This is a genomic window from Annamia dubia NIES-4383, from assembly GCF_055394725.1.
Window position 1 is genome coordinate 1,805,486 of sequence record NZ_AP025630.1, and the last position, 12,597, is coordinate 1,818,082.

Annotated in this window: 10 protein-coding genes; 4 read left to right on the top strand and 6 right to left on the bottom strand. The window is 32.6% G+C overall.

The features are described 5' to 3' along the window. Window positions 1–133: 133 nt before the first annotated feature. Window positions 134–1,186, bottom strand: coding sequence for a tRNA 2-thiouridine(34) synthase MnmA (gene mnmA / locus Anndu_RS08250; protein WP_464103904.1), 1,053 nt, complete (start codon window positions 1,184–1,186; stop codon window positions 134–136). 307 nt (window positions 1,187–1,493) lie between these two features. Between mnmA and Anndu_RS08255 the strand changes: the two genes are divergently transcribed. Beyond that, window positions 1,494–2,780, top strand: a complete 1,287-nt coding sequence (locus Anndu_RS08255) for a Glu/Leu/Phe/Val family dehydrogenase (protein WP_464103905.1) — start codon at window positions 1,494–1,496, stop codon at window positions 2,778–2,780. Window positions 2,781–3,107: 327 nt separating this feature from the next. Here Anndu_RS08255 and Anndu_RS08260 read toward each other — a convergent pair whose 3' ends face one another. The 3 genes from Anndu_RS08260 to gloB form a co-directional block, all read right to left on the bottom strand. Continuing rightward, window positions 3,108–5,252: a 3'-5' exonuclease gene (locus tag Anndu_RS08260; RefSeq protein WP_464103906.1), complete on the bottom strand. Its 2,145-nt coding sequence runs from the start codon at window positions 5,250–5,252 to the stop codon at window positions 3,108–3,110. Between the two features lie 117 nt (window positions 5,253–5,369). After that, entirely contained in the window at window positions 5,370–7,922 is a 2,553-nt protein-coding gene (locus Anndu_RS08265; protein WP_464103907.1) for a glycogen/starch/alpha-glucan phosphorylase, read from the bottom strand. A gap of 261 nt (window positions 7,923–8,183) precedes the next feature. Next, window positions 8,184–8,960 (bottom strand): hydroxyacylglutathione hydrolase, encoded by a 777-nt coding sequence (gloB, locus tag Anndu_RS08270; RefSeq protein ID WP_464103908.1) that lies wholly within the window; start codon window positions 8,958–8,960, stop codon window positions 8,184–8,186. Between the two features lie 191 nt (window positions 8,961–9,151). Here gloB and Anndu_RS08275 point away from each other — a divergent pair, with 191 nt between their 5' ends. Then, complete coding sequence (locus tag Anndu_RS08275; protein WP_464103909.1) at window positions 9,152–9,355, top strand: hypothetical protein; 204 nt, start codon at window positions 9,152–9,154, stop codon at window positions 9,353–9,355. A gap of 32 nt (window positions 9,356–9,387) precedes the next feature. Here Anndu_RS08275 and Anndu_RS08280 read toward each other — a convergent pair whose 3' ends face one another. Next, entirely contained in the window at window positions 9,388–10,434 is a 1,047-nt protein-coding gene (locus Anndu_RS08280; protein ID WP_464103910.1) for a hypothetical protein, read from the bottom strand. A gap of 118 nt (window positions 10,435–10,552) precedes the next feature. Here Anndu_RS08280 and Anndu_RS08285 point away from each other — a divergent pair, with 118 nt between their 5' ends. Together Anndu_RS08285 and pirA are read left to right on the top strand one after the other, a co-directional pair. Further along, complete coding sequence (locus Anndu_RS08285; RefSeq protein ID WP_464103911.1) at window positions 10,553–11,182, top strand: Uma2 family endonuclease; 630 nt, start codon at window positions 10,553–10,555, stop codon at window positions 11,180–11,182. 167 nt (window positions 11,183–11,349) lie between these two features. Beyond that, window positions 11,350–11,760, top strand: a complete 411-nt coding sequence (gene pirA / locus Anndu_RS08290; RefSeq protein WP_464103912.1) for an arginine synthesis PII-interacting regulator PirA — start codon at window positions 11,350–11,352, stop codon at window positions 11,758–11,760. A 54-nt stretch (window positions 11,761–11,814) separates the two neighbouring features. Here the strand turns inward: pirA and cobM are convergent, their stop codons facing one another. After that, complete coding sequence (gene cobM, locus Anndu_RS08295) at window positions 11,815–12,591, bottom strand: precorrin-4 C(11)-methyltransferase (RefSeq protein ID WP_464103913.1); 777 nt, start codon at window positions 12,589–12,591, stop codon at window positions 11,815–11,817. Window positions 12,592–12,597 lie beyond the last annotated feature (6 nt).

Consider the following 12,597-nt stretch of genomic DNA (forward strand, 5'->3'; position numbering starts at 1 on the left):
CATAACTAAGAAGAAATAGCCATCAAAATTGATGAAAATAATATCATAATTAATTATTAATTTAACTTTCCCAAGAGGTCTAATGGTCATTGGTAAAATATTAATTAGTTAGTGATTAATTATTAATTATTACTTATTCCTTTTCAATAATACCCCCTCCTAATAATAATTCCCCACTATAAATAACTCCGGCCTGACCGGGTGTAATTCCCAATTGTGGCTGATCAAAAGTTAATTTTACCCTTGAATTTTCCAAGGGAATAACTGTTACTAAAACAGGTTGAGAACGATAGCGAATTTGTACTTGTGCTTTAATTGGTGTGGTGGGTTCAACTATTGATAACCAATTCATTCTTTCTAAAGTACAATTTAAACGCCCTCCCTGTTCACGAGTACCAACAATTACTTGATTTTTAATAGGATCTAAACGAGTGACATAAAGGGGTTCAGAATAGGCAATTCCTAAGCCCTTTCTTTGCCCAATCGTATAATGATGAATGCCTTGATGAGTGCCTAAAACTTTACCATCTTCAGTAATAATTTCTCCCTCTTTTTCTTCAATATATTTATTTAAAAATTCTTTCATTGAACCATGAGATTCAATTAAACATAAATCTTGACTTTCGGGTTTATGGGCGGTATTTAAGTTAAGTTGAGCGGCAATTTTACGAGTTTCTTCTTTCGTTTGTTCCCCTAAAGGAAATAAAGTTCCAGCTAAAATTTCTTGGGTTAAATCATATAAAAAATAAGATTGATCTTTGTGGCGATCAACCGCTCTTAAAAGATGATACATTTTAGTTTCTTGATCATATTTAATTCTGGCATAATGTCCAGTAGCAATATAATCAATTCCCAATGTTTCTTTAGCATATTTTAACATAGGAGAAAACTTGACCATTCTATTACATTGGGAACAAGGTAAAGGAGTAACTCCCGCTTGATACCCTGCTACTAAATAATCAATAATATTTTCCGTAAAAACATCCCGACTATCAACAATATGATGGGGAATACCCAACTGTTGACATAAAGAGGCCGCATCTACCATGCCTTCAGAACAACATTGCCCTTTGCCCTTCATTAGCCACAGGGTTAAGCCCACAACCTCATAACCTTGATAATGAAGACTTGCCGCCGTTACGGAACTATCAACGCCTCCCGATAAACCTACTACTACTTTCTTCATGAATAAAATGCTCCAATCAATTAAAAAGATTATTTTTGACTAGGTTAACATTATTTTTAAACTTTAAAACTTTTTCTATTTATTTGCAACGATCAAGATCACTCACTAGATTAATTTTTTTGATTATTTTTTATTAATAATTAATTTTTACGGATTAAATCTTTCTTAAAAATGAAAAATATTATTTAATCTTGACAAAAATTACTTTTAATTTTATAATAAAATAATTAATAAATAAAATAATTAATGAGCAATGATTAATGACAAAAAATCACAGTTTAATTAAACATTTCAGGAGTGATTGTTTATGTCAAAAACTTTATTTGATGATGCGAGTAAAAGGTTAGAAAAAGCCCTACAATATGTGTCCATTTCTGAAGATGCCAGTGAGCGTTTAAAATATCCTAAAGCGAGTTTAACAGTGTCCATTCCCGTGCGAATGGATGATGGATCATTGCGAATTTTCCAAGGTTATCGAGTGCGTTATGATGATACGAGGGGGCCAGGAAAAGGAGGGGTTAGATACCATCCCAATGTTACCCTTGATGAAGTTCAATCTTTGGCTTTTTGGATGACTTTTAAATGTGCCTTGTTAAACTTGCCTTTTGGGGGGGCAAAGGGCGGTATTACCGTCAACCCGAAAGAGTTATCAAAACAGGAGTTAGAGCGTCTCAGTCGGGGTTATATCGAGGCGATCGCCGATTTTATTGGGCCTGATGTGGATATTCTCGCCCCAGATGTCTATACTAACGCCATGATCATGGGTTGGATGATGGATCAATATAGCATTATTGAGCGCAAAATTAGCCCCGCCGTTGTGACGGGAAAACCGTTGACGATGGGGGGTTCTCAAGGTAGGGAAACCGCCACGGCCATGGGTGCTTTTTATGTGATTAATACAATTTTACCAAAATTTGAACAAACACCGGAAAAAACAACGATCGCCATTCAAGGTTTTGGTAATGCGGGGGCATATTTAGCCGAATTATTAGCTAATTATGGTTATAAAGTGGTAGCAGTTAGTGATTCAAAAGGAGGAATTTACGCTAAACAAGGTTTAGATATTCCGAGTATTCGCCATTATAAACAAGAATATCGAGGCATTAAAGCAGTATATTGTGAAAATAGTTTATGTAATATTGTAGAGCATCAAACAATTAGTAATGAAGAATTATTAAAGCTTGATGTAGACGTATTAATTCCGGCGGCCTTAGAAAATCAAATTACGGAAAAGAATGCGGATCAAATTAAAGCAAAATACATTTTTGAAGTGGCAAATGGGCCTACTAATTCTCAAGCAGATCAAATTTTAGAAAGTAAAGAAATTTATGTTATTCCTGATATTTTAGTTAATGCTGGAGGGGTGACGGTAAGTTATTTTGAATGGGTACAAAACCGCAATGGTTTATATTGGGAATTAACAGAAATTAATCAAAAATTAAAACAAAAAATGATTGAAGAAACGCAACAAGTTTGGGCGATCGCCCAAGAAAATAAAGTTTCTATGCGTACGGCCGCTTATATTCATGGTTTAAACCGTTTAGGAGATGCTTTAGACGCAAAAGGAACAAGGGATTATTTTTTAAATAATTAATTTTTTGGTTTAATGATCATAAGTAGATGTGTGTAATTAATTACTCAATGGTGGCACAGGCTTCTAGCCTGTGACGGGCAGGATGCCCATTCCACATTATGTAATTAATTTTGCATAGGTACTTAGGAATTTCTCCTTTAAAAATAACTAAAGTATTATTCCTACGAACTATTTTTCTTAACAATTAGCAACAAAACGCTATAATGCTTTTATATTAAGAGTTTAGACCATACCAATAGTAACATAAAAATTTTTATTGATCCAAGTACAGAAAAACATAATTTATTTATATAAATAAATTAAATAAAAATAAATATAACTTATGTGTTATAGCATAATGTCTTTTAAAAAGAGACTAGGCTGTCCTACCCAAGAAACAAATAATTCATCTCTTGCTCTTGTTACACTAACATAAAGAAGTTGTCTTTCAAGATTAATTATATTTTCTTTTTCGTTTTCATCTGTTGCTTGTTCAATTAAAAAAGGTAAAGGAATAAAATCATCAGATACACTGATTACAAATACTGCTTTAAATTCTAATCCTTTTGCTCTGTGCATTGTGCCTAAATTTATTCCTAAACTGACATTTTCATTTGGATCATCTAAATAATAATAAGGAATATCAGCCTTTTTAAGAGTAATTTCAACTTGATGTAATAATTCTTTAGTCCTTGCAAAAATAGCAATTTCATCTAAATTAATAGATTCTTCATCTAAAATATTATTAATTTGCTCAATGATAAAATCTAATTGTTGTTCTGCTGTTTCAAATCCTTTAATAATAGGTTTTTTTCCATTAAATGAATTGAATATTTTTTGACGTTTTTCTATACCTCCTTCAAGATCATTATTTTGATCACCAATGATTAATTCTGCAAAATTAATGATTTCTCTCGTATTACGATAATTAATACTTAATGGTGGTGGAGAAGAACCTCTAGTTTCAATTCCTAATTTTAATAAATTTAAGTTTCCAGCATATATTCTTTGTCCACCGTCACCGAGTAATGTTAACGAATTTTCACCTTCACCTGCTAAAGCTTTTAATAACAAGATTTCTTGAGGTTTTAAATCTTGTAATTCATCAACAATAACTGCATTAAAAGGACTCTGATATTCAGCAGATTCAATCATTTTTCTAGCACGACAACAAAGACCTTGCCAATCAGTAAGATTATGTTTATTAAAATCATTAAATATCTTTTTAAAAACTTGCCAGACTAATGTTCTTTGTTTTTCATTTAAAGGTTTTCCAGTTCCTTTTCGATCAGCTTTTTTATATTCTTCTAAATTGGTAATATTTTGTGCTTGAATTATATCTCTCCATTCTGAGAATAAAGCTATTTGATCTAGGGGACAATCATCAAAATAAAAATTTTTAATTAAAGTTTTCATTTTGAAATCAATATTTTCAGGAACAATAATCTTATCTCCAGATTCTCTAACAATTTTTTTCGCTTGTTTATGAACTGTAGAAACTGTAATATTTTCTAACTCTTGAGAAGTACAAAGATATTTTAGATTTTTCTCAATTTGAAGACAAAGAGTATTAACAAAAGTAGTTAGTAAAACTTTTTTTCCTTGTTGGGCTAAATATTTAGCACGATGTAAAGCTAGAATTGTTTTTCCTGTACCTGCTGACCCTGTAATTTTTAAAGCATTTTTAAATGTTCCAGTCGCATATTTATATTGATCAGGATGTAAAAAAGTTAGCCAAGTTGCTAACGGTGCATTAAGCATTTTTTGTAGATTAATATTTGGATCAATACAAACTAAACCAACTTCTTTTTGTTGATTATTTTCTTGTACTTTATTTTTTTGATTATTATGAGTTGATTCTTTTAATGGAGGTGAAGAAGGTGTGGGAATTTTCCCATCTATTAAATTTAATAATAAATCGGCAATATCATCTGAGAAACTTTCATTTTCAATTGCATTCCAAATATCATCTTCTGATTTTATTTGTCTAATAGTTGGTAGCCATTCTTGAGTAATTCCTAGACTAAGTAAATATTCATCTGCATATCTATCTTCATCAAAAAGAATTGCTAGTTTTTCAGCTTGTTGATACCAGTCATAATCATAGATAGGATAAGCTATTTTTTCAATTTTTGATCGAGATGAATTATCAAGTTCTTGATTTTCTGTTGTTAGAATTAAACAATTTTCGCTAGGTGTAAAATCTGAATTTAACTTATTAGCAAAATCGTAAGCATCATCATGCTGACGACCAATATAAATGATTGTCCAAATGTCCTGATTTTCATGAATAATTAAACGTAATCTTTTTTGTGACGCTCTGATTGACCATAAATTAGAATTTTGAGTATTAACTAATTTTTCTAAATTAAGACTATTGTGATGACGATTTGTATAAAATAAATCAATAGACTCCCAGACTCTTTTTGCTTCAGTGCTGGTTAATCTAGGAATATTATTAATAAATACAGAAGATTCAATTTTAATGATCATAAATTAATTGATTAAGAAGTTATGAATTTTTTATATCAACAATATATCATAATTAAAACCTTGTTTAAGAATTAACAAGAAATAATTTAATAAGGTGGGCATTGCCCACCCTACAAATTAACCTTTTAAGGGTAATTTATTAACCTTAATTACTGCTTCTTCGGGATCGTATTCTTCTAAGTCAATTTTAACGGGATGGACTTTCCAAATTTCGTCACAATATTCTTTAATGGTACGATCGCTGGAAAATTTGGCCATCCGTGCGGAATTAAGAATTGACATTTTAATCCATTTTTCCCGATCTTGGAAAACATGGGAAACTTGATCTTGACAGTCAATATAAGCCTGATAATCCGCTAAAAGCATATATTGATCATCGTATAATAAAGAGTCTACTAAAGGTCGGAATAACTCTGTATCTCCATAAGAAAAATAACCACTGGCAATTTGATCCATGACTTCTTTTAATGAGCTATTTCTGAGGTAATAATCATAGGGATTATAACCGTTATGTTTCAGAGCTTTCACCTCTTGAGCCGTTAAGCCAAATAAGAAGAAGTTTTCTGCCCCTGCTTCCTCTCGGATCTCAATATTCGCTCCGTCTAAGGTACCGATCGTTAAAGCTCCATTCATGGAAAACTTCATATTTCCTGTACCTGAAGCCTCTTTTCCAGCGGTGGATATTTGCTCAGAAAGATCGGCGGCCGGATAAACTTGTTGGCCTAAAGAGACGTTAAAATTAGCTAAAAAGACCACTTTTAAGCGTCCTCTGACATTGGGATCTTTATTGACAACATCAGCCACAGCATTAATTAATTTAATGACTAATTTGGCCATAAAGTATCCAGGGGCGGCTTTTCCGCCAAAGATAAAGGTACGGGGTACAATATCAAGGCTAGGATTATGTTTTAAGCGGTTATAGAGGGTAATAATATGCAATACCGCTAATAATTGTCGTTTATATTCGTGAAGGCGTTTCACTTGAATATCAAACAGGGAATGGGGATCAACTTCAATTCCTTGGCGTTTGCGAATTATATCAGCTAATTGTTGTTTATTGGCTAGTTTAATGTCCCACCATTTTTGACGAAAATGAGGGTCATCAATGAATTTTTCTAGTTGACGCAGTTGATCTAAATCTTTATACCAACCTTCTCCGATTTTTTCGGTAATTAATTCTGATAATTTGGGGTTAGCAAGTAAGATCCAACGGCGCGGAGTTACTCCATTGGTTTTATTAAAGAATTTATTAGGAGAAATAATCGCAAAATCTCTTAAAGTTTCTTCTTTTAATAACTGAGTATGTAAGGCCGCAACTCCATTAATTGCATGACTACCCACACAAGCTAAATTGGCCATTCTGATGGCTTTTTCTGGGTATTCTTCAATAATTGATAAACGTCCTACGATTTCCTCATCATGGGGATACCATCTTTTCACATCTTCTAAGAAACGGAAGTTAATTTCATAAATAATTTCTAGGTGACGTGGTAATAAGGACTCAAATAAGGCTACTGACCAACGCTCTAGGGCTTCCGGTAATAGGGTATGATTGGTATAGGCGAAGGTGTTAGTGGTAATATTCCAAGCGTGATCCCATTCATAACCATTTTTATCTAATAAGAGGCGCATTAATTCCGCCACGGCGATGGCTGGGTGGGTATCATTTAACTGGATCGCAACCTTTTCATGAAGATTATCTAAAGTTCCATAATGTTGCTGATGTTGACGAATAATATCCTGTAGGGAAGCGCCCACAAAGAAGTATTGTTGAGCTAAACGTAGTTCTTTACCCTCTGGGGTGTTATCGTTAGGATAAAGTACCTTAGAAATGGTCTCAGAGGACATTTTTTCCGAGACGGCATGATCATATCTTCCGGCGTTAAATGCTTCAAAATTAAAATCATCGGAAGCCTCGGCTTTCCATAGTCTTAAGGTGTTAACCGTATTGGTTTGATAACCGGGTACAGGTGTATCATAGGGAACGGCTTTAACAATGCGATCGCTGACCCAAGAGGTGCGCAAACGTCCTTTTTCATCATGATAAGTTTCGGTACGACCACCGAGTTTAATTTCCACCGTATCTTCATAGCGGGGGATCTCCCAGACATTACCCAAACGTAACCATTTATCAGGTAATTCTACCTGCCAACCGCCTTGAATAATTTGATGGAAAATACCGAACTCGTAACGAATACCATAACCGATGGCCGGTATTTCTAAACTGGCCAAAGAGTCGAGAAAACAGGCCGCTAAACGTCCTAAACCTCCATTTCCTAAGCCCGGATCATGTTCTTGTTCTAATAACTCATCTAAGTCTAAGCCAGACTCTTGAACGGCTTGACGCACTTCTTCATAGAGATCTAAGTTAATTAAACTATTACCTAAATGTCGTCCCATTAAAAACTCAGCACTTAGATAACAGACTTTTTTAACATTCTTTTCCTTGTAGGTTTTTTGGGTTTCGATCCAACGGTATAACAGCCGATCTCGGATCATATAGGCAAGGGCAATATAATAATCTTCTAAAGTTGCGATCGATTCATATTTGCCCTGTAAAAAGAACAGATGATCCGCAAAGGCACGTTTTAAGGTTTCGATGCTTGTACCAGTGCGATCGTTTTCGATTTTAATTTTGATGTACTCATCAGGAGAAATAGTTGTACTCATTTATTTAACCTTTATTGTTGCTATTGAATTATATACCATTAGTATTGCCTATCATTTTAAGGAATGATGATTACAAAATTGTAATTTTTATTAATTATGTTAAGAATTGATGATTTTTGGTTATTTTAGTTACAGACGAGGTTTTTTCATTCAATAATTTTGACGATGGACATTTTCAATGACTTTTTTTATTGTTAATTGTCCATCGTCTAGTTATTAATCAATCGGTAAATTAATAATTTCGATATATTGCTCAAAGTATTATACAAAAATATCTTTTTTACCCCGAATACGAGCAAAAGTTCTCACGGGATCACTGATCCCCATTGCCTCCTGTAAAGCAGGATGATCCCATCTCAAAAAAGGATTAGTTTCTTTTTCAACCCCCAAAATAGAAGGAATAGTAGCCTCATTATTAGCTCTTAATTCTTCTATTTCTTTAGCTCTTTTTTGTAAATCTTGATTCTGAGGATCTACCGTTAGAGCGAATTTTAAATTTCCTAAAGTATATTCATGGGAGCACCAAACCCTTGTTTGATCAGGTAAAGCCCTCAATTTACTTAAAGAATTAACCATCTGTTCCGGCGTTCCCTCAAATAAACGGCCACAGCCCCCTGCGAATAGGGTATCACCACAAAATAATTCACCCATATTTTCTGAGTTTGTAGGAGGAAAATAATAGGCTATATGTCCTTTTGTATGTCCGGGAACAAAATAAACTTGCGCTTTATAATCACCAAATTCAACAATATCACCTTCTTTTAAAAAGTAAGTTTGTCCTGGTATTCTGCCTTGATCCTGTTCTGAAGCATAAATTTTAAGATTAGGATAATGTTTAATTAAAGTATTATTACCCCCCACATGATCACCATGATGATGGGTATTAAAAATCGCTATTAAATCAGCTTTTAAGGTGTTTAAATAGTTTAAAACTGGTTGAGCTTCTGCCGGATCCACCACGGCCGCAATATTTTTTTGTGAATCATAAAGTAAAAAGATATAATTGTCAGAAAGGGCGTTTATTCTAATAATTTCCATGTAATTTATCTCCTTTTTATTTAATTATTATTATTGCTATAATGAATAAAAAATAGGGTTATTGACTTGAGAAATGAAAATAAATTTTCTTCAAAAAGAGAACTATTTTACTGAGATAGCCATACCATATCCCTATATAATAATCATACCTTAATTTGCCAACACTAACTAATTAATTTAGGTTAAATATTATGAATAATAATGAACAAAAAAGTTCTATTCTTTCCATCGAAACAATTGTTAAAAGAATTTTGGATGATGGTTGTTTAACTCGTCGAGAATATTTTGAGTTAGTCACCTTTTTTTTATCCGATCTATCTGTGACGGAAAAGGAAAGATTTTATATTAATCAATTATTAGATGAATTACAATTAGGTCATCTTGATTTTGTCTAAAGTATTAACTATCAACTATCAATGATTAACGATTAATTAGCAATTAGAATCATCTCATTTCCCACCACTGGACTCCGAGCTAATAAATCACCATTTTTGTTTAATATTTCTAACTTTTTAAAGTCAAGAAACTCGGCCTTATTCAACATTTTGTTACTTAATTTTTGTCGTTCAGAAAAATTAATTTCTTGCCAATTTTCTGTAACAATAATTTGTAACCTACTTTTGGTAAAATCAGCTTTAATTGAGAAAATTAAACCTTCTGCATATTGATTTGTTAAACTTGCCACTTGATTTTTAATACCTGTAATTAACTTTTGTTCAGGGGTTAATTTAGGCTTAGGTTGTTCAACTTCTTTAATCGGAATTGGTGCTTTTGGCTCGGTTAATTCAGAAGGAGTTTTAATTACTTCAATCGGCTCATTATTGGGTTGAGAAATTTCGATTGGTTCTTGAATTTCTTGGTTAGGAAGTTCTGTGATAACGGGGGAATTATCCTGATTATCTGGTAATAATAAGACAGAAGTTAACAAAATTAAAACGATTAAACCGCTCATAATTCCCGTTAACCCCCAGTCAGAAATTTGATCATTAATTTTACTAGGTAAATAAGCCCGAATTTTTAATAAAAATCGATCCCACCATTTTAAAACTTTACTAAAACTAGGTAAAATTTGATCTAATCCTTTTTTGGGAATTTCCCTCGAAAACTCCCCATTAATTACTTCTTCTGTTTTTAATTCAATTGTTAGTTGTTTTTGCTCATCTTGTTGATCATTAACTAATAAAATAGGCTCAATTAATCTTTCTTCTTTGAGCAAATTTTCCTCTATATAAGAGGGCGTTTCCACTATAACTTCAGCTTCAGAAATCTCATTTAAAGACTGTGCCAAATTTTGCGCCGTAGTTAATAATTCTTGACAGGATTCTAACGGCAATTTAATGTTATAATATTGTGTCTGTAATTGACTAATCACACCTTCAAGTTTGACAATTGTTTCTTTTAAGACGATAATTGCTTCAGCTTGGGGAGAAGGAAAATTCGGATCAGCCGAATAATTTTGATTTTGTTCTGACATCTTTAACCCTTATCATTAATAAATTATTAAGAGCATTTTAAAATTAAAAGGCTCACTCTATTATATAATGTAATTCAAAGTTAAACCTTGTGATCTTTTTTATTGATTTAATGCCACTATGACCTTATCTTTTTTTTCTGAACAACGTATTTTAATACAAAATGTTAGTTGGCAACTATTGGAAAATTTAGTGGCAGAATTAGGAGAAAGTAGAACCACAAGAATCACCTATTATAAAGGACAGTTGGAAATTATGACTCCACGCTGGAAACATGAAGTTTATCATCGTTTATTAGATCGTTGTATTCAAATTATTGTTGAAGAATTAGAATTAGATTTATGGCTAGGTGGGGCGACAATGTTACAACGCTCTCACATGACTGTGGCAAAAGAACCAGACTCTTTTTATTATATTCAAAATGTCAAATTAATGCGGGATAAAAATGATTTAGATTTAACAAAAGATCCCCCTCCAGATTTAGTTTTAGATGTGGATCTTAGCAATAGTAGTAATATTAATCAATTGATTTTATATGCGGATTTAGATATACCTGAAGTTTGGCGCTATTCTATGTCAAAATTGCGTTTTTATCAACTCAATCATGGAGCTTATGTTGAATGTGGAAATTCTCCTTTATTTGACTTTTTAACGCCTCAAAATGTTCAAGAATTTTTAGAAAATTGCGAAACTAAAGGTATTAATTATGCTTCTCGACAATTGAGACAATGGATCAATTCTGTTTTGTGATTAATCCCAATTGTTAAGAAAAAATATATTTTTTTTACATAATGTGACAATTGATACAGAATTTATGTCATAATAAAAATAGGCATCGAATTTGCGGATCGATGTTTTAAAAAATCTATTTTACAAACAAAATAAAAATTTAATTTATAGCAATCAGAGGTAAAAAAATGAATTTATCTTATCGTGGGGTTAAATACGATGAAACTCCTCTAGTTTTTGATGTAATCGAGGGTGAACAAATCGGACAATATAGAGGTCATAAGATTACATATCAATACCCTCGTCATTTAGTTCAACTCCAGCCTAAGATTTTACAATATCGTGGAGCGGTTTATCAGACCCAATCCCATCCTCTCAATGAAGTAGACTCACAAAACTCCGAAAAAACACAAAACTGTGTTTGTTCGTTGGCACAAGCATCATCAAGAAAGCCAAAAGTGACAACTACAGCCCAGATCCATTTAGAAAATTTGCGTCAAAACTTAGAAAGACGTTTACAAGTGGCAAAATCTAAAGGTGATGAGGATTTAATTGATTTATTAGAAAGAGAATATCAACAATTGGCACAAGTTTGTTAAACTCACCTCTAACTACTCTCCCCGTTAAGGGGGGAGTTTTTTTCTAATAATTGATTAAGAACGAAATAAATGAGAATAATCGGGATTATATAATTGAGATCTAATGAATTGATCAGTTTCATTCATCAATTTTAAAGCGGGACTAATTAAATATAAAGTAGTACGAAATAAATTATTTTCATGGGTAATTTTGGCCATTTGTGTTAAAGAAACAAGTAAAATTTTTTCATCTTTCCACCCTAAACGATAACAAATTGCAACGGGAGTATCAGGGGGATAATGTAATAATAATTGTTGTTGTGCTTCGTCAACATGACGAGCGGATAAATATAAACAAATAGTAGCTTGATGGGCGGCTAAACTGGCTAAATTTTCAGTTTCTGGCACAGCAGAAGCATTACCAGTAATGCGGGTTAAAATGATAGTTTGAACTAAATTTGGAACGGTTAATTCTGTAGATAATTTAGCGGCCGCCTCTTGAAAAACGCTAATTCCGGGTATTAATTCAAAGGGAATATAGGCTTGTTTTAATTTTTGTATTTGTTCATTAATAGCACTATATAAACTCAAATCTCCCGAATGTAAACGGGCAACAATTAAATTATTTTTGACAGATTCAACCATCAAAGGGATAATTTCTTCTAAGGTTTGATCTACCGTTGGAATAATTTTTGCATTGGGTTTAATTCCTTGTAAAATTTGTTCAGGAATTAAAGAATTAGCATAAAAAATAACATCAGCTTGGGCGATAATTTTAGAGGCTTTTATTGTTAATAAATCTGGATCGCCCGGCCCCACTCCAATTAGATAAACAGCAGGTTTTAAATTCATAAAAAT